This is a genomic window from Chlorobium sp., from assembly GCF_021740465.1.
GTDB lineage: Bacteria > Bacteroidota > Chlorobiia > Chlorobiales > Chlorobiaceae > Chlorobium.
In genome coordinates this window covers 65698-92347 of the sequence record NZ_JAIOZR010000003.1, presented here as the reverse complement: position 1 = coordinate 92347, position 26650 = coordinate 65698, and the positions used below count along the sequence as shown (strand labels likewise).

Below are 26650 nucleotides of genomic sequence, written 5' to 3'. Positions count from 1 at the left end.
TCCTGACAGAAGGCGAGACTCCCCTGCCGGAATTCTCCCGACAAGGATGTGGCAAACGTTTCGGGCATATGGGAGCGCGGCATTGAGCGATCCGTCAAATAGCAATAACGCCTTTGCAGTCGGGGTAAGCGCTGCAGCCCCAGAACTGCTTGCCGGCGTTTTTTCCGGATTGCGCCGTGCGCAGGACGGTCGGTTTTCCGCATTGCGGACAGGGCGGAATGTGAAGAGAAGGGTCTGTTTTCTGCTTGACCCGATGGGCCAGCCGTGCGGTTGCGAGCTGTTCGCTGTAGCCGCCCTCTTCGATGAAGCGGGTTTCGAGCGAGGCAATTTGCTGGTCGAGCAGAAAATTGGCCTGGTTGATCAAACAGATCAGGGCGTTGGCCCGCACGGCGGGGTCGGCGTGTTCGAGCCAGGGCGCATAAAGTGTCCATCGTTCCTGATCCGTCAGATCAGACGTATCCGACGTATCGGGCGAATCCGCCTTGAATTTCCGGGGGACCTGCCGGACGGCAAGCGCTTCGGGGCAGTCGGGCTTCCACTGCCTGAGGCGACGGTGTCGCAGATAGTCTTCGTAGTCGAGCAGCAGTTCTTCGAGGCTGGAGCGCGCGACGTTAAGCAGACGAAGCTCCGTTTGTGATGAGGTTGCCGAAGCGCGGCTGCCTTCGGCGATATTCTGTCTGCCGGATCTGGCAGCCTGTACCATCTGATCGGTCAGACGCGAGCGGGAATCAACAAACGCTTCGCAGAACCAGACGGTAGCGTCATAAGGGCATCCCTATAAAGTTATTGCGCGCCCAAATTGCTGCGTTGGTCGGTGCTCGAAATCCTCATGTACTACGTGTACACTCCGGTTTCTCCGCTCCGTCCGCCTTGCTCTTTGATCGCTCATCACACTTTATAGAGATGCCCATAAATGATCGCGATACCCACCGCTGGGTCTCATTTTCGACATATCCCGGTCACCCTTTTTATGTGCCTGATACAAACATACTACGCTGTTACAAATAACAGGACACCTGTGATACAGGTTTTTGAGGATAACCTGAAGGTGCTGTTTCAGGCTCCGATCATGATTTCGCTGCGTCAGGAAATCCGCCGGCATGGGCTATGCCGGCAAGCGAGGCCATATCCGTACTGCAGGTTACCAGATCGTCCCTGCTGAAATCGCCGAGCCTCCGGTAGCCGCACGCACGGGCCATGACCTGCATCAGGGCCGTGGTGTTCAGCAGGTAATTGCGGAGCCTTTCGGCAGCAGTCCCTATAACCACCCGCTCCCTGAGAACGGGATCCTGCGTGGCGATGCCCACCGGGCAGTGGTTGTTGCCGCACGCTCGCATGGAGAGGCAGCCGATTGCCTGAATCGCGGCATTGCCGATGGCCACGGCGTCCGCACCGAGCGCGAGGGCCTTGAGGTAGTCGGTTTCCGTGCGCAGGCCGCCGGTGATGACGAGCGAAACGCCCCTGGCTCCGCACCGGTCGAGATGCGCGCGGGCTCGGGCAAGGGCTGGAATGCTGGGTACGCCGGTGTGGTATTTCACGAGATCGGGCGATGCGCCCGTGCCGCCGCCCCGTCCGTCGAGAATGATGTAGTCCACGCCGGCGTCGAGCGCGAAGTCGATATCGCGTTCGATATGCTGTGCGGACATTTTGAACCCGATCGGAATGCCGCCGGTCGCTTCGCGTATCCCTTCGGAGAAATCCCTGAAATCCTCAGGGGTGGAGAGATCGGGAAAACGGGAGGGTGAAACCGCTTCCTCGAAAGGGCGAAGTCCGCGCGTTTCGGCGATCTCCGGGCTCACCTTCGCACCGGGCAGAATACCGCCGATTCCTGTTTTTGCGGCTTGGCCGGCCTTGAAATGGAATGCCTGGCAGCGTTTGACCTTATCGATGTTCCAGCCGAATTTTGCGGGTGCAAGTTCATAGAAATAACGGGAGTTCTCTCGCCGCTCATCCTCCAGCATGCCGCCTTCGCCCGAAGCGATACCGGTTCCGGCCATCTCGGCGCCTTTTGCCAGCGCGATTTTCGCTTCGCGCGACAAGGCCCCGAAACTCATGTCGGTGACGAATATCGGCATGGAGAGCCTGAGGGGGATGAGTGCGTTCGGCCCGATAACGACCGAGGTGTCCACCGGTTCATTCTCGAAAAGAGGCGGTCTTGAGAGTTGTGCCGTGAGCATCTGGATATCGTTCCACCGCGGAAGATCGACGAGCGGCACTCCCATCGCCGAAACATTGCCATGAGCCTGAAACGCATGCGGCGGTGTGGCGGCAAGCTTGCGGATGTACCTGTTGAAGGGCTCTTCCGGAGTCTCTTTCGTGTCGGCGTAGGCGTGGCGGTTCAGGGGCTGCGGGTGGCGGTCGGCCCATCTCGCGACCTCGTTTTCATCCACATAGACGGCGTTGTCCGCCTTGTCGATCCATGCCGCGAAGCGTTCGAGCTTTTCGTCGTTGTTGTATTCGCTTATGCCGGTATTGAACCGGTAGTCCCAGCCGTGTACGCCGCAGACCAGGTTCCTTGCGTCGATATGGCCGTCGGCCATCAGGGCTCCGCGATGCTGGCACCTTCCGTAGAGCACCGAAACGCTCTCTCCGTAACGGACGACGACGAGATCAACGTTCAGCACCTGGGCGTAAACCGGCTTTTTCTCTTCGAGCGCGCTCCAGGTCGCGACTTTAACTTTTTTTGCCGGTAAGCTGTTTCCCATGAAAACCAGTAGTTTGGAACCTTTTTTCCGCCGCTTTTCCATTCAGATACGGCAACCCAAACCGTTTTCTGTCCGATTATTAATAAGGAGATTCGGCATCGAAACAGGAGGGATGCCCTAAGCTGTCTGCCTATTGCGCCTTCGGCGCTCCGGTTATCCGCACGATAACCGGGTACTCTTCGAGCTTCTCGGGAATAAGGGCCCGGGTCTCCGGGTTGGGGGCGGCGAGTCCGACGATAATGGCCTCGGCTCCGTCGGCGTTCATGCCGATGCCGACCGACACCACGTCCGGCAGCGCAAGCAGCCGGGTTTCGTGGGTGCGTTTTATCTCCTGAATCGATTTCATGTGCGTCTCGTTTCCACAGCATTGCAATCCGGGAAGCGCCACCAGGAGCGCCAGCAGGGCCCAAACCCTCACAAGGTGACTCCCAGCAGGCTGAATACGTTCTGAATCCTGTTGATGATGGTGGTCTGGTCGCTTCCGGCAAAGAGCAGCCCCACGATTTTCCGGTCGTTATCGAGCACGGTCGAACCGCTGTCGCCGCCCTGGCTCATGGCGCCGGCCAGAAGCTGGTCGCGGAACTGCGCCACCCTTCCGCCGCCATAGGTGACATTGACGGTAACATCGATCTGCTGGATCTCTCCCGTGGTCAAACCGGTGGTGCGCCCGCTTTTTCTGACCGCCATGCCGAGCTTTCCCTCGGCGGTTCCGGTAACGGAGCCGATGCCGAGAATCTCCTCCTTTACATCCTCGGGCTTCAGGATGCGTGCAATCGCCGCATCGACAAGGTTATGAGCCGCCTGAACCGTAACCGCCTGCAGCCGGCTGCTGCTGCCTGAGAGCGCCGCCAGGGCATTGCACACGTCGGCGACCCCGTTGGCTATCGGGCACTGGCTCTGTGAGTCGGTATAGTTGATCGTCACGAATTCGCTCAGTTCGGCTATCAGGTCCTCGGGGTTTTTCCCGCCGTCGTAGGGCCCCGGCTGAAGGATAGGGTCGCCGACCGACGCGTCGTTGCTGTTTGCCAGCACATGGTTGTTGGAGAGCATGTACAGCTCCCCGTTTTTTCTGACCAGACACCCCAGGGTTCCGGCCGTGATTTCGAAATGGCCGACGCTTACCCCTCCCGGTGCGGGACGGAACCGGCCGGTAGGAGGCTGAAACACCCGTATCCTTCCGGTAGGAACGACGTCGGTGGGAATGCCGTCCACGGCTTTCGGCAGGATCTCGCTGCTCGACAGGCTCGACAGGGGCACCTTCCGTTCGACCGAACAGATGATGCTCAGCTGCCCGGTTTTTCGGCCCTCGGTTACCTTGTACCCAACGCCGGTGGCAACCACGTTTTTGTGGTTCATCAGTGTGGAGCGAACGGAATCGAGAACCGGAATGATGGAGGAAATGATGGCGTCCACGGGCAGGCCCTCCTTTTTTTCATGGGTTTGAAAAAATGCAGCGAGGCTTCAGCATTAAAAACAAGATACGAAAGCCCTGCAAAAGAACCTCAATCCTTGCGCCTCACCTTTCCCTCTCCATGCGCGAAAAGCCGGACCGCTCGGCTTATGCAGCCCCTTCAGGGGTGCAGCAGGAACACCGTTACAAGATAAAGGGCATAGAGCAGCAGCAGGAAGACGCCCTGCCCTCTTCTGATTCGTCCGCTGCCACGCCAGGGAAGCGCTATGAGTACCGACAGAAGTCCGAAAGCAAGTGCGGGAAGCACTTCATGCAAGAGGGGGCGTACCGGGCTGAGGATCGCGGCTACGGAAACGATGAACAATCCATTGAAGATGTTGCTGCCGAGAATCGTGCCGAGACCGATTTCATCCTGCCCCCGAAGTTTGGCAAACACAAGGGAGGCGAGTTCCGGCATGGAGGTTCCCAGGGCGACAACGGTAGCGCCGATAATGAATTCGTCGAGCCCGAAAGCGCGGGCAATGCCGGTTGCACCGGAAACGATCAGCCGCCCGGCAAGTATCAGCAGCAGAAGGCCGCCGATCGCAAAAAGCGCCGGGTTCAGGACTTTCATGCGGCCGACGCCGCTTTCGGCCGATTTCCTCTGGCGGCCTGCTTCGAGTACCGCCGCCGTGAGCCATGCGATAAACATGCAGAGCATGAGCAGTCCGTCGAGCCTCGAAAGCGTGCCGTCGAACACAAAAAACACGGTTAACAGGGGGACGAGAACGGCAGCCGATACGTCACGTCGTATCGTACCTGACGCGACAGGAATGTCCGATATGAGCAGAGCGATACCCAGAATGAGCGCTATGTTTACAATATTGCTCCCGAGCGCATCGCCGAGGGATATCTGCGATTTGCCGGCAAGTCCCGAACTTACTGCAATGGAAAGTTCCGGGCTTGAGGTGGCGAACGCCGCTACGGTAACCCCGATGATTGCCGGAGCTATGCGGAGAGCCAATGCCGTGCCCACAGCCCCGCGGACAAAGAACTCTCCGCCGAACGCGGCGCAGCCTATACCGGCAAGTAAAAAAATATAGTCCGTCATTGCCCGAAATCTCACCCCGTTGTTCCCGGAGTATCACAAAAAACCTCCTGTTACTCAAAGCCGGAGCTATCTTTTGCCGGATCTGCCGGGAATTGAACCGGTCTCACCTCATTGCGGATCGGCCCGGAATGGTTGTCCCATGCTCTCCGAGATCGACCAGAACCGAAGCCGATTCGTTGAGCAGCACATCGTTTTTGGTACTTTTCGCTGCCTCCCGGTCGGTTCCCCACTTTTTTTCTATCTGTTTTATGACTTCCGCTTCGGATTTGAATGCCGCATCCTGAAGCACGATCCCCTTTTTCTTCCGGATCCGGTCGAGGGTGGCAAGATCGCGCAGATAGGCCTGGTAATGCTGATTCGAGGTTGAACGCACATTCTCTTTCTGCTTCAGCAGCTCTATCGTTGCCGGAGTTATCTGGCCTGTTGCCTGGTAGAGCGAAGGCTGAATGGTGGTCCACGGAAGACTGCTGGAATAGGTGTCCTCTCCGATTGTGGCGGTGTCGATCATCGACGGCATGAAAATATCCGGTTCGACCCCCTTGTGCTGCGTGCTCCCACCTGAAATACGGTAAAAATTCGCCATCGTCAATTTTATCTGACCCAGTCCCGCTCCCCCCGTACCCGGAGAGAGGGATTCAGAAAGATCGATGAGGCTCTGCACCGTGCCTTTGCCGAACGTTCTTTCTCCAATAATCACACCCCTGCCGTAATCCTGGATTGCGGCAGCCACGATTTCGGAAGCCGATGCGCTGTAACGGTTTACAAGTACCGCAAGAGGGCCGTCGTACTGCACCCTGGCGTCTTTATCACCCAGAACCGATGTCCCGCCCGACTGGCTCCGGATCTGCACCACAGGTCCCTGGGGAATGAACAGACCGGTAACGTTCACGGCTTCTTCGAGCGAACCGCCTCCGTTATCGCGCAGATCGAGGATGACACCATCGACACCTTCCGCATTGAGTTCACCGAGAATTTTCTGGACATCGCGGCTTGTGCTGTTGAAATTGCCGTCATTCCTTTTGCGAGCATCGAAATCGAGATAAAAGGAAGGTATGGTGATAATGCCGATTTTCCGTCCGTTGATCCGGACAATCTGTTTACCGGCAGCCTCCTCTTCAAGATTGATCCTGTCGCGGACAAGCTGAATCATTTTTGCTGGCCCCCTGCCCGCCTGGCTTGCCGGCAGCAGCTTCAGACGCACGAGGGAGCCTTTCTTTCCGCGGATTAGTCCCACGGCATCGTTGATCCTCCAGCCGGTTATATCGACTATTTTCGATGCCCGACCCTGTCCTACGCCGATGATCCTGTCTCCTTTTTTCAGAAGCCTGCTTTTAAAAGCAGGTCCTCCGGGAATCACCTCGTTGACGACGATATAGTCGTTTTCAATCTGCAGCCGGGCGCCTATGCCCTCCAGTGAACGACTCAGGTCGATCTGAAAATTCTCGAACTCATCCGGCGAGAAATAGCTGGTATGCGGATCGAACGACGTTGTTACGGCTGTAACATATGCGTGAAATGCATCATCGGAGTTCAGACGGTTCAGGAGATTGAGTCTGCCGGCCAGGTTTTTCGCAAGCTCGGTTCGTATGCCTTTGGGTGGTTCGCTGGACGATTTCAAATCGAGCCACTGGTACTTCAGCTCTCTGTTCCACAAGCCGGTCAACTCCTTGCGGTTTTCCGGCCAGGGATCGTTCTTGCGGTCGAGATCGAGGGTATCGGGAACCGAAAAGTTGAATGTTGCCGTACCGGCCGCTGCCTTCATATACCGCACTTTCTCCCTTGCGCGTTTAATGAAGAAGTTGTAGATGGCGAATCCGGCGTCTGCCTTGCCGGAGAGAAGTTCATCATCAAACCGGTTCCCGTAGACCTGCCTCAGACTGTCTACTTCCCTGGCCAGGAAATAGCTTCGGCTGCCATCGAGAATGCCGATATAGCGGTTGAAAATCTCCATGGAGAGGGAATCTTTCGGTGATACCTTTCTGTAGTGCCGATCGAGAAGAAATTGTCTGATATACATTCCGGCCTCCTCCTGGGCGGCCGTCGGAACGAGTGGCGACACCCCGGATCGAGACGGAGTTGATTTTGCGGTGGTTATGGCGGCTGCAGGTATAACCAGAGCAAATACAAGCATGATGCAGAACAGACTTTTTCCGAGCATGGTGATAAGGAGAGGATTTATCGGAATAGCGACCTTGTTGCATGACGGCATACCGCCGGAAATGCAAAACCCCGTGTTTATTTTTTGACGCCGCTTTGCGATAGAAACTTGCGCTCCGAACTTTTTTTCCGGTGAGATTTATCGAGACCATCATTCAAGCCGGTCGTACCGGAACACACCCGTTCATGTATCGGCGCCCTGAAGGAAGACAGGGAAATCGGAACTGCGTTCTGTTCGCGAATTACATCAATCTAACACTTGGCCCGTTTGTATCAAAAAGCCGGTGCGGCTCGGCAGCACCGGCCCAAAGAGTGGCGGTCTCTTCCCTGCCGTGCACAGGACACTCCCCGGACAGAAGGGATGTTCGCGATGCGCCGCCGTTCGATCGGATTGCCCGGACGAACGGGCGGAAGGTCCTTTTTCATCACGAAAAAAAAACGGCCGGGCAAAGCGGCCGTTTCGGAACAAGGGTGAAACATCGGGTATCGCCGCAACCATCCGCATGGTATGTCGGGATGAAGGCGATCCGGCAGCAAAGCGGCTACCGTCGGCTTCCGTTCTGCTTGTGGTTGTTCAGGTCGAAGGGAATGTGCAGCCACTTGTTGTTGAAGTAGGCGTCTCCAGGTTCGAGCCCGGTAAGACTGATGGGAAGCGTGATGATCTTTCGCTGGTTTTCGATATGCACATACAGCTCATCGCCGGTCACCCAGACATCGATATCTACAGGGTTGGCGAACATGAGCTTCAACTGTACCTCATAGATATCGCCGGTGCGGACGAACTTGATGGGCGGTTCGTCATACATCATGGCAGAAGGGTCGCTGTCGCCGTACATGTCCCTTGCGAACTGTTCGAGCGCCTTCAGCCCCACGATCTCCTGCTCGTACATTCTGAGTTTCTTGACCGGAAGCGGCGAAAAACCATCCACGATTTCACCGAGATATTTCTGCTGGATGGTTTTCCATTTTTCCAGGTATCCGCTGTCCTCTTCGGTATCGAGCAAGCGGTTGACCAGCACCATATCGACCTTGAAACCGTAGAGGTTCAGATAGGTAAGAGCCCGCATGGTCTCCTTGATGGACATTTTTTCGGCGTTCATCACCAGGCGTACCGTCGATTTCTGGTTGTTGGTCAGGATTTCGCGAATGTCCTCGAGTTCGTCGAAAACCTGATCGACGGAATCGAGCGCATCTTCGGAAGGTATGTAACTCGCGATTTTATCGGACATCTTCGATAGTGGCTTGCTGAGCGGCCGGACAATGTATTTGGTGACATTCTTGACGGCTTTCATGCCCCATGCCAGCGTGTCGGGAAGGGAGAGAAGCCGCAGGGTCTCGCCTGTCGGCGCAGTATCGAGGACCAGGACGTCGTAAAGTCCGCTTGCGTTATAGCGCTTTATGCGCAGGAGCGAAAAAAGCTCCTCCATACCGGGAAGAATGGTCATTTCGTCGGCCACGACGCCTGAAACGCCCTGGGCCTTGAATATGCCGGTATAGAATTTCTGCACGGCATGCCAGTTCTGCTTCAGGTCAACATAGGGATTGACCTCGATGGCATGCAGATTTTCCTTTATTTTTGTGGGTTCGGAACCGAGCGGCAGGTTGAAGGAGTCCGACAGACTGTGCGCGGGATCGGTTGAAAGCACGAGGGTACGATAACCGAGCTCCGAGAGCCGCACGGCCGTGGCAGCGGAAACGCTTGTCTTGCCGACGCCGCCTTTTCCTGTAAACGTTAAAATACGCATGAACCTGAGATTGGTTTTATTGATAAATACGCCAAAAACTCAGATCCACCGACGTACAAACGGTAAAGCACTCTTCAGAGGTCTGAATATTGAAGCGAAAACGCACAACTGATCAGGAGAGCAGTCCCCCTGTCGAAAAAAAATCTACAGCGAACTTTAATATAGCTTATTTCCCGGTCAAAGAAGTGCGTTTCGGTTCAATTCTCTCATCCCCGTGCTTCCGGAGCAACCGGTTTCGGCGAGGATTTTCAAGACAAATCCCTGGAAATTGCGCCTGGTGAAAAGTGTCCGACATATCTGCAATGCTGCGGTACCCCTTTACTGCGCGATGAACCCCGGATTGTGAAGGTCTTCCTTGTTGTAGACCAGCTCCCTATGGCTTACGGTGTCGATCAGCGTTTTTCCTGCAGCATTGAGAATGGCGTGTCCTGCGGCGGTATCCCACTCCATGGTGGGTGAAAATCGGGGATAACTGTGTACTTCGCCGGATGCCACCATGCAGAACTTCAGGGAGCTTCCGCAGCGCAGCACATCGAGATCGGGATTGTTCTGACGAAGACGCTCAAGATAGGAGAGGGTTTTCTCATCCATATGGGAACGGCTCGCGACAATTCTGAAGCTGTCGGGATTGCTCGAAAACGGAAGCCTGAGGGAGGCCGCCGCTATCCGCTCCGGTGAGCCGATCATGCCGCGAGCACCCTCGAGCAGAAAAGCGCCCTCTCCGGGGACCGCAAAATAAAGCTGCTCTTTTGCCGGGGCATAGACAACACCGAGAACGGGGTGCCCGTCACGGATCAGGGCTATATTGACGGTAAACTCCCCGTTCCGGGCAAGAAACTCCCTTGTTCCGTCAAGGGGATCGACCATCCAGAAAGAGGGCCAGGACTTTCTTTCTTCATAGGGAGCCTGTTGGCCTTCTTCACTTAAAACCGGAAGGCCGGTTTCGGAAAGTTTTCGCAGAATGAGCTCGTTGCTCTGTCTGTCGGCGGTGGTCAATGGCGAGTTATCGGACTTGTATTCCGTCCGAATCTCCTCGAGGCCATAGCAATCGAGGATAAGTTCTCCGGCTTCAAGAGCGGTCTCCAGGGCTGTTTCCGTTTCAGGTAGAGAAAACATGGCGTGTATTGAAATTTCAGGGGTTCGGCCGTCCGCACGGCACTTTCCGCAAAAGATAATTCCCTGAACAAAATAGGGTTACCTGACAGTTTTCAAAATATTCATGCTTTTGATACCCTTGTCCGCAATCGTGCTCTCTCCACCGGGTAAGGAACGGAATGCAGGAAAAAAGCCTTGTAAAAGACAAGTGTAGTATGAGCGGGGGGCAAATACATGCTTCCTGCTTAAAAGCAGAACAATAAAACATTCAATAGTCAGGAAATGAACAAGAACATGGGACAGGTGGATCGGGTTATCCGGGTCGTCTTAGGCATCATAATCATCGTGCTGGGCGTTGTATACCAGAACTGGCTGGGAGCTGCCGGATTGATTCCGCTCATTACCGCAGGTATCGGCTTCTGTCCTCTCTACAAGATACTGGGCATAAAAACCTGCAGTAACTGTTAGTATTTGTTAACGAAAAGATACATACTCAAGCCTCTGACAATTCCTTCAGAGAGAAATTCCCGTTTCAGGCTTCAGCCCGAAGCCTGTTAGCCGGTGCGGGCAGCCATGATGAAATCGTTCAGGTGCAGCCCGTTTACAGAGTGTGTCCACCAGGCCACAGTTACCCGTCCCCACTCGGTTATCAGTTTCGGGTGGTGATTTTCGGCTTCTGCCAATTCGCCGACCCTGTTGGTGAAAGCCAGCGCCTGCCTGAAATCCGGAAATGTGAATGTACGCTGCAGCCGGTTGACGCCATCCTCCATAACGATGTTCCATCCTTGCAGCTGCTTCATCAGCCGTTCTGTCTCGATCGCCGACAACGGGGCGGATCCTTCACGGCAGGGCTCGCAAGCCCTCTTTTTCAGTTCGTTCATGATTGCTCCCTTATGCAGTAATATGCTGTAAATTCGTATTCGGCTTTTTCTCTTTTGCAGAGGCTCTTGCGAGATTCTCCGCAACGCCTGAATCGGACGATGCGTGCTATCAGATCATACGGAACAGGCTCCCCGAGCTGAAAACGTACGGTACCTTTCGCGCAGTCATATCTGGTAAGCTCGTCCCGAAAGCGCTCAATACCCGAAGGGGTCGGATAGAAGCCTATATGGGTTTTAAAAGCGGCGAAATGCACGAGATTGCCTTTCAGGGCGAAGGTCGGCATCCGATAGCTGATTTTTTCTCCTCCGCTTCCGGTGCCGCCGCTCTTAGGGTGGAGCGAATCTTTTCCAGAGTCCGGCGGACATCCTGCGGGAAGCCTGCAAGATAGTCATCAATGCTTTCAGGTTCGTGCTGTTTCATCATTCCCGGCTTAAGGTTGTATAATTATGTCAACCGTTGGTTTGCCCAAAAAATCACCTCACATCGGAACTTCGCCGTGCATTAGTCCTCTGCACGCTGTAAAAGCATCAGGCCATGCATTCAGAAGGCATTTTCATATATTGCCTCTTAATTTTACTGACCAGGCCTGAAAGCAATGAACCGTGATCGACAGAAAAAACCCGAATGGCTGAAGCTGAAACTCTCGACCGGCGAGCATTTCGCCGCGACGCGGCAGCTGCTTTCGGGACTCCGGCTGAACACGGTCTGCCGTTCGGCCATGTGTCCCAACCTGCAGGAGTGCTGGTCGAAAGGCACGGCAACCTTTATGCTGCTCGGCTCGGTCTGCACCCGTACCTGCCGCTTCTGCGCCGTCGATAAAACCGTTCTGCCGGCACCTCCGGATCCCGGAGAACCCGAAAAGATTGCCCTTGCAGTAAAAAACATGAACCTGAATCATGTGGTACTGACCAGCGTCAACCGGGACGACCTTGCCGATGGAGGTTCCGGGCACTGGGTCTCCGCAATCAGAAGCATCCGTGCAGAAAATCCGGAAGTCAGCATCGAATGTCTTATTCCAGATTTTGACGGTATAACTGAAAACGCCGACCGGGTTATGCGTGAGGTACCGGAAGTGCTGAACCATAATATCGAAACCGTCCCCTCGCTTTACGGGACGATACGCCCTCAGGCTGATTACCGCAAATCCCTTGAACTGCTCGAACGGGCAAATAACATCTTCGGGCTTTCCACGAAGTCCGGCATGATGGTCGGTATGGGAGAAACCTTCGACCAGGTTTTCGCTTCACTGGCGGATCTCGCTTCGTTCGGCTGCAATATGGTGACGATCGGCCAATATCTGCAGCCGACAGCATCCCACCTTCCGGTGAACCGATATGTTACTCCCGAAGAGTTTGCTGAGTATAAGCGCATGGCCGAATCGCTCGGCTTTCGCCATGTGCAGTCCGGCCCGTTCGTGAGAAGCTCCTACCATGCCGCGGCGTTCGTGGCATCCACGCCTGTCCGGTTGAGCTCAAAAAAAAGCGAAGAATTACATAACAATACGTAAAATTTTAACTTACCTGTCATTATGGAATGGTCTATACCCATGAAAATTTTTACCTACTGGTTTATAGCCATCGCAATCGGGCTGATTTTTTTCAGAAAGGAAACCTTCAGCTACAATACCGATTTCGATCTTCGCCGCAAGGTGCTGCTTGCCGCCTCGGTGGCCATTGTGGCCATTAACGCTTTCGTTTACACCAACTCCACCTACGACGGGGGCCGAACGCTGGACTGGGCTTCGGTGCTGCTCTTTACCTTCGGCAACGGCATTGCCGAAACCTTCATGTTCTACGCCTTTTTCTCTATGGGCGAAAGACTTGCAGGCCTGGCGACAAAAAACGCCTGGCTGCTTTTCGCTTCGGGAATGCTTTTTTTTATGGTCTACAGCGGCGTGATCCACGGCCTGTTCTGGCTCGATATCCTTCCGGAACATGTCAACCAGGCAAGTCCCTTCAAACCGCTCTTCATGCCGACGCAGCTCCTTATTGCCGGAAGCTGGGCATTGAGCTTTTTCTGGTATCGCGACCTGCCCACGGTATTCTTGCTGCACAGCCTGATTGACCTGACCATGATTCTGAATGTAAAGTTTTCATTATTCGGCTGACACCCATGCACCCCTATTCAGGAACTGTGCTCGTCGCCGGAGCAACCGGAAGAACCGGTCAGCGGGTGGTCAGGAGGCTTCAGCACTACGGCGTCGATTACCGCCTTTTTGTGCGCTCCGGAGAAAAAGCCCTGGAAAAATTCGGACCGGAAGTGACCGACAGGCTCACCTTGGGAACCACGGAGCACGAGCAGGAGATCGTGGCGGCCTGCCGGCATGCGGATGCCGTGATCTGCGCCCTGGGCAGCAACGTCATGGACCCCGAAGCGCTTCCTCCATCGGCCATCGATCGCGACGCGGTTATCCGCCTGGCGACGCTGGCAAAAAAAGAGGGGGTGAAAACCTTCATTCTCATCAGCTCGCTTGCCGTTACCAGGCCGGAGCACCCGCTCAACAAATACGGACGGGTGCTCGACATGAAGCTGGCGGGCGAAAACGAAGTGCGGCGGCTGTTCACGGACGAGGGATTCGCCTTTACCGTCATCAGGCCGGGAGGCCTGCTTGACGGCCCGCCCCTGCAGCACCGTCTGGTGCTCGATACCGGCGACCGGATAACCGGCTCCATAGATCGCAGTGACGTGGCCGAGATCGCCGTACTGTCGCTCGTGGCCCCGGAAGCAGTAAACCGTACTTTCGAGCTGATTCGGGCCGAAGAGGCCCCGCAGGAGTCACTGCTGGGCTGCTTCAGGCAGTTGAGCTGAAAGAGACCGCTTCGCCTGAAGCGGTGTCCGGCGTTTTATTAACACAAAACCCGAACAGACCTGACAAAAATTCAATTCACGCGCAACCAGCCCTCAATACAGCCCCCCGCTTCAGTCCAATGTGAAATTCTGTCCTGAATGCGGCACGAAATCAGCCACCACTAACCATTACAGCATTGTTCCATGAACGGTGCATGCAGTTCCGACACCTGAGGTCGGCATTGCATGCACCGTTATGACGAGCGCCCTGACGGGGCTTCGCGACGGATTCAACGCGCAGTTACCGTCTCCCTGTTTTTCAGAATAAGCAGCATAAAATTCACATCAGAACCATCTTGCTTTCCGGCATGACCCGGTTGTCAGGGAACCATACATACAGATGAACAATTATTATTTCTTTCGCTGAAAGCTGATAAACCAGACATCAACGCCATAAATATTATAATCTTAACGGACTATAAATATCATTAGAGCAATGATATAATCATCATATCAAGCGTTTTTAAAAATAAAATATCAATAATTCAGAATAAAATATAGTTGATATTAGTAATCATAATAAACATATAAAACAAATGGTAACAGCAAACTTACACCACATAAATCATCAAAAATACGCATAATAGTATTATTATAATTTTTTTATGTAAAAAACTTCATCTTATTTCATTACAATAAAATAGTATTTATAATAAAAAATATTTTCACAGGATATGGATCCTGTTATCGATAAGCATAAATCAATACATGATCATAAATAAATTATCTACAATAACTCATTATTATCCTTTATTTATTAAGGATACATTGTTTAGTGGGCAGTCATTCAGATGGGATAAAATATCAGGTTTTGATGGGTTTTACATCTCTTTTATCCGAAACATGCCGGTAGTTATCAGCAGTATAAATGACGGATCAATATCCATTTACTCCTCGGATGACGAGATAGGCGAAACGCCGCTTACTGATGTGTTACGCACATATTTAACCCTTGATATCGACAACCGGAATCTGTTCGGGGAGGGTTTCATAAAACAGTACCCTGAGGTTGCACAGTTGCTGAAGGAGTATTCGGGATTGAAATTGCTCCGGCAGGAGCCTTTTGAAACAACCATAACCTTCATGTGTGCCCAGGGTATCGGCATGACGCTGATACGGCGGCAGATCGCCCTTTTGTGCGAGAAGTTCGGCTCGCCATGTACCATAGAGTTCAGGGGACAAAAACACCGCCTTTACCGCTTTCCCGATGCCGAATGCCTTGCAGAAGCCCCCCTGCCGCTACTGCAGGCCTGTACCAACAACAACTACCGGAGAGCCGTCAACATAAGACGTGTTGCCGGAGCCGCAGCTTCCGGCCTGCTGGATTTCGGTGAACTGGGTTCCGGGGAGCTTCCGCTCGACCGGTTAAGGGAGCAGCTTTGCGATTTTGACGGCATCGGCCCTAAAATCGCCGACTGCATCGCGCTGTTCGGCCTTGGTCGTTTCGACGCCTTTCCGATCGACACCCATGTCCGGCAGTATCTTGCCGGGTGGTTCGGCATCCGGAGGGCTTCGGATGCGCTGACGGAAAAAAACTATCTCAGGCTTCAGGAGGAGATCCGCACCATTCTGAAGCCTGAGCTGGCCGGTTATGCCGGGCATCTGCTTTTCCACTGCTGGCGAAGAAAAGTCAGACATCTGAGAACGGCATAATCCCGGGCGCAAGAGCGTTTTCCCCGGAGAATCCCCGCCAGGAAAGAGCGGCGACCCGCAAAACAGGCATGAACTGTGCCCTCTCCCCCGCTTTTTTTGTCGGGGACGTCTTTTTTCTCAGAAGGTAATTCAATACCTTACAAAACAATTATCTATCCTGTTTCACAACCCGTATGAAACACAAGCGAGAACGAAGAAAAAAGAATGCTGAAAATTTTTGAGAAAATATTCGGATCGAAACACGACAAGGACATAAAGAAAATACAGCCGGTCATCCAGCGTATCAATGAACTGCAGGCATCCTTTCAGTCGCTTTCCGATGACGACCTGAAAAGGAAGGGGGCCGAACTGCGCCGGAAGGTGCGCGGAGTGCTCGAGCCAATCGAGGAAAAGCGCCATGAACTTGAAACCGCGCTCGGCAACCCGGATATCGATCTCGACAAGGCGGATGCCATCAACGACGAACTCGACACCCTTGCCCAGGATTATGAAAAGGCCACCGTTTCGGTGCTCGAAGAAATTCTTCCCGAAACATTTGCACTCGTCAAGGATACCTGCCGCCGCCTGAAAAATCACTCCTACCAGGTTATGGGCCGCGAAATGATCTGGGACATGGTGCCCTACGACGTACAGCTCGTCGGCGGCATGGTTCTGCACTCCGGTCGGATATCGGAAATGGCTACCGGTGAAGGCAAAACCCTTGTCTCCACCCTTCCGATTTTTCTGAACGCACTTACCGGACGCGGCGTGCATGTGGTGACGGTCAATGACTATCTTGCCCAGCGCGACAAGGAGTGGATGACTCCCGTATTCGAGTTTCACGGGCTGAGTGTGGGCGTGATTCTCAATACCATGCATCCGATCGAGCGCCGGGAGCAGTACCATTGCGATATAACCTACGGCACGAACAACGAGTTCGGCTTCGACTACCTGCGCGACAACATGGCCGGTACCGTTGACGAGATGGTGCAACGCAATTTCTATTTTGCCATTGTCGATGAGGTCGACAGTGTGCTGATCGACGAGGCCAGAACGCCGCTTATCATTTCGGGGCCTGTTCCCAACGCCGACAACAACGGCAAGTTCCAGGAAATCAAGCCATGGATCGAGCAGATCGTGCGCAGCCAGCAACAGCTTGTCGCCGGCTATCTTTCCAAAGCTGAAGCTTCTCTCAGGGATTCGTCCGGAAAGGCCAAGCCTGGAGAGTTCGATGCAGGGCTCGCTCTTCTTCGGGTCAAGCGCGGCCAGCCGAAAAACAGCCGGTTCATCAAGATGCTTTCGCAGCAGGGCATGGCGAAACTTGTTCAGGGTACCGAAAACGAGTACCTGAAGGACAATGCCAGCCGCATGCACGAGGTCGACGACGAGCTCTTTTTTGCCGTTGACGAAAAGGCCGGCACCATCGACCTTACCGACAAGGGGCGTGAGTTTCTCAGCCGCCTGAGCCATCAGGACAGCGACCTCTTTCTCCTGCCCGATGTAGGTTCGGAAATTGCCGTCATCGAAAGCAACACGGCACTCACCCCTGCCGACAAGGTCAAGCAGAAGGACGCAGTCTACCGCCTTTTTGCCGACCGCTCCGAGCGTCTGCACAATATCAGCCAGCTGCTCAAGGCCTATTCGCTTTTCGAGCGTGACGACGAGTATGTGGTGCAGGAGGGCAAGGTGATGATTGTCGATGAGTTTACCGGACGCATTCTGCCGGGTCGCCGTTACAGTGACGGCCTGCACCAGGCCATAGAAGCCAAGGAAAACGTGAGGGTCGAAGGCGAGACACAGACAATGGCAACCATTACCATCCAGAATTTCTTCCGTCTCTACAAAAAGCTGGCAGGCATGACCGGTACGGCTGAAACCGAGGCTTCGGAGTTCTACGAGATCTATAAACTCGACGTGGTGGTCATTCCTACAAACAGGCCGATCGTGCGCCGGGATATGGATGACCTGGTCTACAAAACCCGTCGGGAGAAATACAACGCCATTGTCACGAAGGTAGAAGAGCTGCAGAAAAAGGGGCAGCCTGTACTGGTTGGCACGGCAAGCGTCGAGGTATCGGAGACGCTTTCGAGAATGCTGCGCGCAAAACGGATCGTGCACAGCGTGCTGAACGCCAAGCAGCATGATCGGGAAGCCGAAATTGTTGCCGGTGCCGGCCAGAAAGGTGCAGTAACCATTGCCACGAACATGGCCGGACGAGGCACGGACATCAAACTGGGAGAGGGTGTTCGTGAACTGGGCGGACTGTTCATTCTCGGATCTGAAAGGCATGAGTCCCGGCGCATCGACCGTCAGCTGCGCGGACGTGCCGGTCGGCAGGGCGATCCCGGAGAAACGATGTTTTTCGTCTCTCTCGAGGATGAGCTTATGCGCCTGTTCGGTTCCGATCGGGTTATTTCTGTTATGGACCGCCTCGGCCATGAAGAGGGTGATGTGATTGAGCACTCCATGATCACCAAATCGATCGAGCGAGCCCAGAAAAAGGTGGAGGAACAGAACTTCGCCATCCGCAAGCGCCTGCTCGAATACGACGATGTGCTGAACCAGCAGCGCGACGTCATTTATACCCGTCGCCGCAACGGCTTGCAGAAAGACCGCCTGACCGGAGATATTTTCGACCTGCTGCGGGATTACTGCGATCTGGTGGTAAAAAAATATGACAAGGCTTTCGATGCTCCGGAACTCGAGGAGCGGGTGCTCCGTGAGCTGTCGGTTGAATTCCGTCCTGAAAGCGACATCTACGATCGCGAAGGCGTTAAGGGAATCGCCGACAGGCTCTACGATACCGCCATAGCCTTCTATAAACGCAAGGAAGAGGAGATTCCGCAGGAGATCATGGGGCAGATCGAAAAATATGCCGTGCTCAGCGTGATCGACAAAAAGTGGAGGGAGCATCTCAGGGAGATCGACTCGCTCAGGGAGGGCATCAACCTTCGGGCCTACGGCCAGAAAGACCCGCTGCTCGAATACAAGCAGGAGGCTTTCCGCCTCTTTGTGGGGCTTTTGCAGGAGATCGAGCTGGAGACCCTTTCACTGGCCTTCAAGCTTTTTCCGATCAATCCTGAAGAAGCCCGCGAAATAGAGGCCCGCCAGAAAAAAGAGGCCCTGCGCCAGGAAAAGCTTGTTGCCCAGCATCAGGCGGCAGAAAGCGTATACCAGCAGATTGAAGAGGGGGGAGCCGGTCAGCAGCCAGAGACGGATAGCGTTCAGCAGCCGATCGTTGCAGAGAAAAAACCCGGACGTAACGACCTCTGTCCCTGCGGCAGCGGGAAAAAATATAAAAACTGTCATGGCCAGCAGCCGTGATGCCTTGTAACGCTCACCGTTCACTATGAAACCTACTGAACCCCAAGTCACCCTTCAGCTTGCCCTGGAGCATGGTCTCAATGCCGAAGAGTATCAGAAAATCCTCGATATTCTGAAGCGAACCCCAAGCTTTACCGAGCTCGGCATTTTTTCGGTCATGTGGTCGGAGCATTGCAGCTACAAGAACTCGATTGCCGTACTTAAAACCCTTCCCAGAGAGGGTGCCGCCCTGCTTACCGGAGCTGGCGAGGAGAACGCCGGACTGGTCGATATCGGCGACAATCTTGCCGTTGCCTTCAAAATCGAATCGCACAACCACCCTTCCGCCGTCGAGCCCTATCAGGGGGCCGCAACGGGCGTGGGCGGCATTCACCGCGACATTTTCACCATGGGCGCCCGTCCGGTTGCCTCGCTGAACTCCCTGCGGTTCGGCTCGCCCAAGGACCCCAGGGTGCGTTACCTGGTTGACGGGGTCGTAAGGGGCATCGGCGACTACGGAAACTCTTTCGGAGTACCGACGGTCGGCGGAGAGATATACTTTGAAGAGTGCTATACCGGCAATCCACTGGTCAACGCAATGTCTGTAGGTATTGTCGAGCATCACAAAACCGTCAGCGCCACGGCAAAGGGCGAGGGCAATCCGGTGCTGATCGTGGGATCGTCGACCGGACGGGACGGCATTCACGGAGCGACCTTCGCTTCCGAAGACCTCAGCGAAGCATCGGAAGACAAGCGCCCGAGCGTACAGGTGGGCGACCCGTTTGCCGAAAAGCTGCTGCTTGAAGCCACTCTCGAAGCCATTGCCACCGGCTATGTTGTAGGCCTGCAGGACATGGGTGCAGCAGGACTGACCAGTTCAACTTCGGAAATGAGCGCCCGCGGCATCGAAAAAACCGGCTCGGGAGGCATTGAAATCGATCTTGATCTGGTACCTGCGCGTGAAGCCGGCATGAGCGCTTACGAAATCATGCTTTCCGAGTCGCAGGAACGCATGCTGGTGGTAGCCGAAAAAGGATTTGAAGAGCGAATTATCGACGTCTACAGGAAATGGGATGTTCAGGCTGTCGTTATCGGAAGCGTCACGGCCGACAATCAGATCAGGGTGATGCAGCACGGCAGGGTGATGGCCGAAATACCTGCGGAGTCGCTTGTGCTCGGCGGCGGTGCACCGGTCTATATCCGCGAAGCGGTTGAAAAAAAGCCCTCGACCCCGAAAGCCGAACTCATCGGCGATGACCAGCTCGACCTTCGGGCGCTCAGCCTTGCGCTGCTTTCGCGGCCGAGCATCGCCAGCAAGCAGTGGGTCTACCGGCAGTACGACTCCATGGTTCAGACCAATACCATCACCGCCACAGGAGCCTCCGATGCTGCCGTTATCCGCATCAAAGGCACGAAAAAAGGCCTGGCAATGAAAACCGACTGCAACGCCCGTTACGTTTATCTGAATCCGTTGAAAGGCGGAAAAATAGCGGTTGCCGAATGTGCCCGCAACATTGCATGCTCCGGAGCCCGACCCCTGGCCATAACCAACTGCCTGAACTTCGGGAATCCCTACAAACCTGAAGTCTACTTCCAGTTCAAGACTTCGGTAGAAGGCATGGGTGAAGCCTGCAGGACATTCAACACCCCGGTAACCGGCGGTAATGTGAGTTTTTATAACGAGACATCCATCGGCGGCGAACGGGCCGCCATCTACCCTACTCCGACCATAGGCATGATCGGCCTGCTCGACGATATCGACATTCTTGTGGGTTCTACCTTCGTCAGCGCCGGCGATGCGATCCTGCTCTTCGGCGATCCCGAACTGAGCCTCGAGGGTTCGGAATATCTGACGATGCAGTACGGTACACCCGGCCAGGACGCCCCGGATATCGATTTGCAGCATGAAAAGCAGCTGCAGGAGCTCCTGGTCTCGCTTGCATCGAAAAAACTGCTTCGCTCGGCTCACGACATTTCCGACGGAGGGCTCATAACCGCGCTGGCCGAGAAAGCCGTTATGAACAAAGCCTTCCATCTTGGTTTTGACGTCGATCTTGAGGATGCAGCGAAAGATCCGTTCCACATGCAGTTGCAGCTTTTCTCCGAAGCGCAGGGAAGGGTATTGGTAAGCATTGCTCCGGAGTCGGCAAAAGAGGTTATTGCAGAGGCTGTGCTCTTCAATGTGCCGGTTCGGGTGATCGGCAAGGTTCTGGAAAAGAGCGCAACAATCGCCATCAACGGAAAAACCGCCGTATCCTTCACAACCGCAGAGCTTGCCGAGACTTACTATCATGCACTCGAACACGCCCTGCATCTCGATGAATTGTAGGGAAACCGCTCTGAAATAAAGAGAGGATTCACCTGTAACAGGAGAAAAATCTCATGCTTCCAGTTGTCACCGCGGACGGAATGGCCAAAGCGGACCGGGCCGCTTTAGAAGATCTCCATATAGGGGAAAGCAGGCTGATGGAGCTTGCCGGCGTACGAACGGTTGATCGTATAAGGACACTTCTCGATAGAGAGGATCTTCAGGGGGCTATCTTTCTTGTTGTGGCCGGCAAGGGGAACAACGGCGGCGACGGTCTGGTAGTCGCCCGTCACCTGCTCAATCGGGGCGCCGGGGTGGATCTGCTGCTGCTCTACCCCGACGAGGCACTCTCCCCCGTCAATCGTAACGGCCTGGAAATTCTTTACGCCTGCCGCGACCTCTACGACATGCCCCTACGACTCTTCAGGGAGACGGACGAAGCTCTCCCCTTCGTCATGGAGCGGCAGTACGACGGTCTCGTCGATGCGGTGCTGGGTACCGGACTGAAAATCGACGAACCCCGGAAGCGGCTCTTGCCTCCGGCAGGAGAAGGCATCGATCTGCTCAACAGCATCCGTCAGCGCACCGGTTCACCGCTTATCGCCGTCGATATACCCTCCGGCCTCGATGCCACCTCCGGCTTTACCGCCGAACAGGCCGTTCAGGCCGACATGACCGTCTCCATGGCTTTTCTGAAAACCGGGTTTTTCTTCAATGAAGGCCCCAGGCTTTGCGGCGAATTGCAAACGGCAGAGATATCGATTCCGGAATTTTTGCTCGATTCGCGAACCTGCCGCCTGACCGACCGGGAGTATGCTGCCGCTCAGTACATGCTGCGCGAACCCTCCGGAGCCAAGCACCAGAACGGAAAAGTGCTCATTATCGCCGGATCGCACTCTCTGGAGAGCTCCATGCTTGGCGCCGCCCTGCTTTCGGTGAAAGCCGCCATCAGAACCGGGGCGGGATATGTCTGTGCAGCCATGCCCATTGCCGGTGCGGCGGTTCTGCACTCCTTTGCCCCGGAAGCGGTCGTCATATCCCAGGAGATGGACGCCATCCTTGAAAAAGCCCTGTGGGCGGATGCGGTGCTGATCGGGTGCGGGCTTGGCCGGAAACCTGAAACCGTCTCATTCATAAGGGAACTGCTCCGCAAACCGGAAATCATCGCCAGAAAACTCGTGATCGATGCCGATGCCCTGTTCGCCCTGAAGGAAAGCGATTTCGGAGAGAGCGGCATCGATTTCTCCAATACCCTGCTTACCCCGCATTACGGCGAATTCAGCAGACTGTCCGGTCTTGCGGCGGAGCTGATTGCTTCAGATCCGCTTGGGCTTGCGGCCGGATTTGCAGGACGAAACGGTGTGAATCTGCTGCTGAAAGGCCACCCGACGGTACTTGCCGGTACTGCTGGAGAGTTGTTTCTCAACGATTCGGGAACCGAAGCGCTTTCAACTGCCGGATCGGGAGACCTGTTGGCCGGAATGATTGCGGCTATCGCGGCAAAAGGCGCGGATATTCTCGATGCCGGAGCGGCGGCAGCGTGGTTTCACGGAAGGGCCGGAGATCTTGCCGACGAGGTTTCGAGCCTGGTCTCTGCCGGAGGCATTCTCGATGCCATACCGGCGGCGATCCATGAAATTTTCGATATCGAAGAGTAAGGAAGCGGCTGGCCGGAGTGTCGGTCAGGATTCACTGTTTTTCAGGAACTTGCGGATATTGCGTGCCGCCTGGCGTATACGCTCCTCGTTTTCGATCATGGCGACACGAACATATTCATCCCCGTAAGCGCCGAACCCGATGCCGGGACTGACGGCAACCTTCCCTTCCGTAAGCAGTTTCTTGCTGAATTCAAGACTGCCCATGCTCCTGAGATGTTCCGGAATACGCGCCCACACGAACATGCTCGCCCTGGGCGGCAGTATGGGCCAGCCGGCATTTTCAAAGCTTTTTATCATCACGTCGCGGCGACGGCGATAACCGTCGCAGATCTCTGCCACACAGCTCTGGTCGTCGGTAAGCGCAATGGTAGATGCAACCTGGATGGGAGTGAAGGTTCCGTAATCGAGCCAGCTCTTGATCTTTTCAAGAGCGCCGATGAGCTTGGCGTTGCCGACCATGAACCCTACTCTCCAGCCGGCCATGTTGTAGGTTTTCGAGAGTGTGTAACTCTCCACGGCAACATCCTTCGCACCCGGAACCTGAAGAATTGACGGGGTGACGTAGCCGTCAAAGGTTATTTCGGCGTAGGCGATATCGCTGATGATGTAGAATCGCTCCTTCCGGGCAAGTTCGACCAGGCGCTCATAAAAAGAGAGTTCGACCGTAGCCGTGGTGGGATTGTTGGGAAAGTTCACCACGAGGTATTTCGGTTTCGGAGAGGACTCCCTGAGCGCGGTTTCGATATTGGCGAAAAAAGCATCCTCATCGAGACGGTAGTCTTCGAGCATCTCCAGTTTCAGGCGGTGAACATTACCGCCGGCGAGTATGAATGCCTGGGAATGAATCGGGTAACAGGGATCGGGTACCATGGCAAGATCACCTGGATTGGTGATTGCCTGCACCAGGTGAACATACCCCTCCTTGGAACCCATGGTGACCAGCACCTCACGGTCAAGATCGAGATCGACGTTGTATTTCCGACGGTACCAGCTGCCCACGGCACCCCTCAGCTTGTATATGCCCTTTGAAACGGAGTAACCGTGGGTTCGGGGCTTGTTGATGCTTTCAACAAGCTTGTCGACGATATGCTGCGGAGTAGGCCCGTCAGGATTGCCCATCGAAAAATCAATCACATCCTCCCCCGCCCTCCGTTCAGCCATTTTCAGTTCATTGACCGCAGCAAAGACATACTTGGGAAGCCTCTTTATTTTCTCAAACTGGATTTCATCAAACATGGTTACGTACAAAATAAATTCAACGCCGGAAAAACCGCCTGCAAAGCAAATATCATAAGCAAAAAGAGGCTTATATCCATACCGTAACGGTTTTATTTTTCAAGCCGGGAGGTACAGCTCGGACAGCGCGAGGCTTTTGCAGGAATGGTGCTGCAGCAGAAAGGGCACTCCTTCACGGCCGGAGCAGGACTGGATGGTTCGGGCTTCGGCCGCATCGAGTTCAGCGATTTTATGAGCATGAAAACCGCAAAGGCCATGATCAGAAAGCTGATGAGGGCATTCAGGAAGATTCCGTAGTTGACGGTAACCGCACCAGAGGCTTTTGCGTCGGCAAGAGCCGCATAAGGCCCTGCTGTGGCACCCTCCTTGAGCACAAGGTAGAAATTGGAAAAATCGATACCCCCGATCAAAAGACCGAGCGGCGGCATGAGCACATCGGAGACAAGGGTATTGACGATTGCGCCGAACGCTCCGCCGATGATTATGCCTACGGCCATATCGGCGACATTGCCCCGCAGAACGAACGCTCTGAACTCTTTAAGCATGAGACGGATTGTTTGTATAATAATGATTAAAAATTGGATATAATGAACACTATTGCAGTTTGCCTTTCAAAGATAGTACACGAAAGACACGGCTCCAACGCTCAGTGAAGGAAAAATATCGTCATTATGAAGGTCATATCGTTCTCTTAATTGGACTTTATTTTTTTTTTTAGTACAATGCTACGTTTGTGTCGTTTTGAAATCCGCTCCTCAACACGCTAATCAGTAACCCGGTGTCAAAACACAACCTTTCCTCGATCGATGCCTATAAAAAACAGTTGGAACAGTCAACCGGCAATGACTACAACTGCTGCTATCAGTGCGGTAAATGCACCGCCGGGTGCCCGGCTGGCGGATTCATGGATAACCCGCCTACCAAAATCATGCGCCTTGTCCAGGCCGGCTATATTGAAGAAGCCATGCGCAGCAACGCCCTCTGGTACTGTGTGGGGTGCCAGACCTGTACTGCCAGATGTCCGCAGAACATGGACATTGCCGCAACGATGGACGCACTGAGAGAACTTGCCATCAAATCCGGCATCGTTTCCGAGGACCGCTCGAAAAAACTTGTGACGGCATTCCATACCTCTTTTCTGAACAATATCCGCAAGCATGGGCGCCTTCAGGAGCTTTCACTGGTCAACAGCTACAAGCTGAGAACACGTACGTTTCTGCAGGACGCATCCTCCGGCATAAAAATGATTCGTGAGGGAAAAATCAATCCTCTGGCCTCCTTCAGCGGCAAAGAGGGGGTCAGCGGCAAAGAGCAGATCGAAAAAATCTTTGAACTTGCCGAAAAGGAGGTGCATACCGCCGCTCCGGCCAGAAAGCCAAAAAAGAACACCTTTTCGCCGCAGCCGCCACCCCTCATCAAGCCAGGAATGACCATAGGGTACTACCCCGGCTGTTCGCTCGGCGGCACGGCCAAAGAGTATGATATTTCCGTAAGAAAAATGTGCGAACTCCTCGATATCCGCCTTGAGGAGATTCCCGACTGGAACTGCTGCGGGGCAACCTCCGCCCATGCGACCAGTCACCGGCTCGCCCTCCTGCTTCCAGCCCGGAATCAGGCCCTTGCCGATGCCGCAGGCATGGATTATGTACTTGCACCCTGTGCAGCATGCCAGAACCGGCAGGTCACTACCCGCAAAGCCGTTATCGACTCGGAAGAGCTTCGCCTCGAGGTAAAAGGCACAACGGGTATCGAACCCACCGGCAGAGCGGAGTTCATAGGGGTTACACAGCTGCTTGAAGGCTACAGTGCGGACGAACTTGCCAAACGGGTCAAGCGCCCGCTCAAGGATTTGAGCCTGGCCTGTTATTACGGATGTCTTCTGGTTCGCCCGATGGAGGCGATGAGTTTTGACGACCCCGAAAATCCGCTCAAAATGGAGCAGATCGTCACAACACTTGGCGGCACCCCTGTTGACTGGGACTTCAAGATCGAATGCTGCGGGGCGGGATTGACGCTTGCCCAGCAGGAAATGGTTGAAGACCTGACACATTCCATTGCCCGAAATGCCTCGGTAAACGGTGCGCAGGCTTTTGTTGTGGCCTGTCCGCTATGCCATGCCAATCTCGATATGCGGCAGGGGGGTATGAGAAAGCGGTATGAGGATATTGAATCCATGCCTGTTTACTATATTTCAGAACTTGTAGCCGTTGCATGCGGTGCCGATCCTGCAGAGGTCGCCGTCGGAAAGCATTTTGTTCCGGCACTTGAGCTGCTCAACAAGCGGTAACCCGGAATGCTATACCTTGTGATTCTGCAATAACGGACTGGTTCGGTATGGCCATCCAGTCCTGACACACGTGTAGACAAAGTCTTCTTGCCTGCTTCTGTGATCAATGCCATACATACGGAAAAAACCTGTTTTTTCCCCTTGGATACCAGTCCTGATTTACGGACGGCAAGGGTTTTTTTCACTGAAACCGAAAGCCGGAATAAACTGTTGTGAGTTTCAGTTCTGTCTTGCCTTTTCGAAAACAATCAAGCAGTGCGGTTTCAAAGCACGGCGATCTATCTAATCAGCGAA

20 protein-coding genes and 2 pseudogenes are annotated in these 26650 nt (G+C 54.4%); 9 read left to right on the top strand and 13 right to left on the bottom strand.

Annotated elements, in window-relative coordinates; all coding sequences use genetic code 11:
* Nucleotides 1–94: 94 nt before the first annotated feature.
* The 9 genes and pseudogenes from K9G39_RS02310 to cysQ all read right to left on the bottom strand — a co-directional run bounded on the left by K9G39_RS02310 (nucleotide 95) and on the right by cysQ (nucleotide 10224).
* Nucleotides 95–388 (bottom strand): four helix bundle suffix domain-containing protein, encoded by a 294-nt coding sequence (locus K9G39_RS02310; RefSeq protein ID WP_292003370.1) that lies wholly within the window; start codon nucleotides 386–388, stop codon nucleotides 95–97.
* Nucleotides 389–592: 204 nt separating this feature from the next.
* Nucleotides 593–718 (bottom strand): annotated as a pseudogene (locus tag K9G39_RS02305) (four helix bundle protein); the annotation flags it as partial.
* Nucleotides 719–1067: 349 nt separating this feature from the next.
* Nucleotides 1068–2705: a glutamate synthase-related protein gene (locus K9G39_RS02300; RefSeq protein WP_292003312.1), complete on the bottom strand. Its 1638-nt coding sequence runs from the start codon at nucleotides 2703–2705 to the stop codon at nucleotides 1068–1070.
* Nucleotides 2706–2835: 130 nt separating this feature from the next.
* Entirely contained in the window at nucleotides 2836–3051 is a 216-nt protein-coding gene (locus K9G39_RS02295; RefSeq protein WP_292003311.1) for a hypothetical protein, read from the bottom strand.
* A 68-nt stretch (nucleotides 3052–3119) separates the two neighbouring features.
* Entirely contained in the window at nucleotides 3120–4118 is a 999-nt protein-coding gene (locus K9G39_RS02290; RefSeq protein WP_292003310.1) for a hypothetical protein, read from the bottom strand.
* Between the two features lie 158 nt (nucleotides 4119–4276).
* Nucleotides 4277–5206: a calcium/sodium antiporter gene (locus K9G39_RS02285; protein ID WP_292003309.1), complete on the bottom strand. Its 930-nt coding sequence runs from the start codon at nucleotides 5204–5206 to the stop codon at nucleotides 4277–4279.
* A 103-nt stretch (nucleotides 5207–5309) separates the two neighbouring features.
* Nucleotides 5310–7364: a carboxy terminal-processing peptidase gene (locus tag K9G39_RS02280; protein WP_292003369.1), complete on the bottom strand. Its 2055-nt coding sequence runs from the start codon at nucleotides 7362–7364 to the stop codon at nucleotides 5310–5312.
* A gap of 541 nt (nucleotides 7365–7905) precedes the next feature.
* The gene (locus tag K9G39_RS02275; RefSeq protein ID WP_292003308.1) at nucleotides 7906–9108 is read right to left on the bottom strand and encodes a TRC40/GET3/ArsA family transport-energizing ATPase; all 1203 of its coding nucleotides are present in this window, start codon (nucleotides 9106–9108) and stop codon (nucleotides 7906–7908) included.
* A gap of 318 nt (nucleotides 9109–9426) precedes the next feature.
* Complete coding sequence (cysQ, locus tag K9G39_RS02270; RefSeq protein ID WP_292003307.1) at nucleotides 9427–10224, bottom strand: 3'(2'),5'-bisphosphate nucleotidase CysQ; 798 nt, start codon at nucleotides 10222–10224, stop codon at nucleotides 9427–9429.
* Nucleotides 10225–10485: 261 nt separating this feature from the next.
* Here cysQ and K9G39_RS02265 point away from each other — a divergent pair, with 261 nt between their 5' ends.
* Nucleotides 10486–10671 carry a DUF2892 domain-containing protein gene (locus tag K9G39_RS02265; protein WP_292003306.1) on the top strand — a complete coding sequence of 62 codons (186 nt, stop codon included), beginning with the start codon at nucleotides 10486–10488 and terminating at the stop codon, nucleotides 10669–10671.
* A gap of 86 nt (nucleotides 10672–10757) precedes the next feature.
* Here K9G39_RS02265 and K9G39_RS02260 read toward each other — a convergent pair whose 3' ends face one another.
* Nucleotides 10758–11084 carry a 4a-hydroxytetrahydrobiopterin dehydratase gene (locus K9G39_RS02260; protein WP_292003305.1) on the bottom strand — a complete coding sequence of 109 codons (327 nt, stop codon included), beginning with the start codon at nucleotides 11082–11084 and terminating at the stop codon, nucleotides 10758–10760.
* Nucleotides 11081–11505: pseudogene (locus tag K9G39_RS02255) on the bottom strand (DUF1801 domain-containing protein). Before K9G39_RS02255 ends, K9G39_RS02260 begins: the two are co-directional and overlap by 4 nt.
* 175 nt (nucleotides 11506–11680) lie before the next feature.
* Between K9G39_RS02255 and lipA the strand changes: the two are divergent.
* The 7 genes from lipA to K9G39_RS02215 all read left to right on the top strand — a co-directional run bounded on the left by lipA (nucleotide 11681) and on the right by K9G39_RS02215 (nucleotide 22833).
* Nucleotides 11681–12592, top strand: coding sequence for a lipoyl synthase (gene lipA / locus K9G39_RS02245; protein WP_292003302.1), 912 nt, complete (start codon nucleotides 11681–11683; stop codon nucleotides 12590–12592).
* Nucleotides 12593–12631: 39 nt separating this feature from the next.
* A complete protein-coding gene (locus tag K9G39_RS02240) occupies nucleotides 12632–13192 on the top strand; it encodes a hypothetical protein (protein WP_292003301.1) in 561 nt (186 codons plus the stop codon).
* A gap of 5 nt (nucleotides 13193–13197) precedes the next feature.
* Nucleotides 13198–13893: an SDR family oxidoreductase gene (locus K9G39_RS02235; RefSeq protein WP_292003300.1), complete on the top strand. Its 696-nt coding sequence runs from the start codon at nucleotides 13198–13200 to the stop codon at nucleotides 13891–13893.
* 747 nt (nucleotides 13894–14640) lie between these two features.
* Complete coding sequence (locus K9G39_RS02230; RefSeq protein WP_292003299.1) at nucleotides 14641–15585, top strand: DNA glycosylase; 945 nt, start codon at nucleotides 14641–14643, stop codon at nucleotides 15583–15585.
* 204 nt (nucleotides 15586–15789) lie between these two features.
* Nucleotides 15790–18888: a preprotein translocase subunit SecA gene (gene secA, locus K9G39_RS02225; protein WP_292003298.1), complete on the top strand. Its 3099-nt coding sequence runs from the start codon at nucleotides 15790–15792 to the stop codon at nucleotides 18886–18888.
* A 25-nt stretch (nucleotides 18889–18913) separates the two neighbouring features.
* Nucleotides 18914–21196 (top strand): phosphoribosylformylglycinamidine synthase subunit PurL, encoded by a 2283-nt coding sequence (gene purL / locus K9G39_RS02220; protein ID WP_292003297.1) that lies wholly within the window; start codon nucleotides 18914–18916, stop codon nucleotides 21194–21196.
* A gap of 53 nt (nucleotides 21197–21249) precedes the next feature.
* Entirely contained in the window at nucleotides 21250–22833 is a 1584-nt protein-coding gene (locus tag K9G39_RS02215) for an NAD(P)H-hydrate dehydratase (RefSeq protein ID WP_292003296.1), read from the top strand.
* 24 nt (nucleotides 22834–22857) lie between these two features.
* Here the strand turns inward: K9G39_RS02215 and K9G39_RS02210 are convergent, their stop codons facing one another.
* Together K9G39_RS02210 and mscL are read right to left on the bottom strand one after the other, a co-directional pair.
* On the bottom strand, nucleotides 22858–24069 hold the full coding sequence (locus K9G39_RS02210; RefSeq protein WP_292003295.1) for an LL-diaminopimelate aminotransferase: 1212 nt from the start codon (nucleotides 24067–24069) through the stop codon (nucleotides 22858–22860).
* Between the two features lie 92 nt (nucleotides 24070–24161).
* Nucleotides 24162–24614: a large conductance mechanosensitive channel protein MscL gene (gene mscL, locus K9G39_RS02205; protein WP_292003294.1), complete on the bottom strand. Its 453-nt coding sequence runs from the start codon at nucleotides 24612–24614 to the stop codon at nucleotides 24162–24164.
* 233 nt (nucleotides 24615–24847) lie between these two features.
* On the opposite strand from mscL, the gene K9G39_RS02200 reads away from it, so the two are divergent.
* Nucleotides 24848–26356, top strand: coding sequence for a heterodisulfide reductase-related iron-sulfur binding cluster (locus K9G39_RS02200; protein WP_292003293.1), 1509 nt, complete (start codon nucleotides 24848–24850; stop codon nucleotides 26354–26356).
* Nucleotides 26357–26650: the final 294 nt, after the last annotated feature.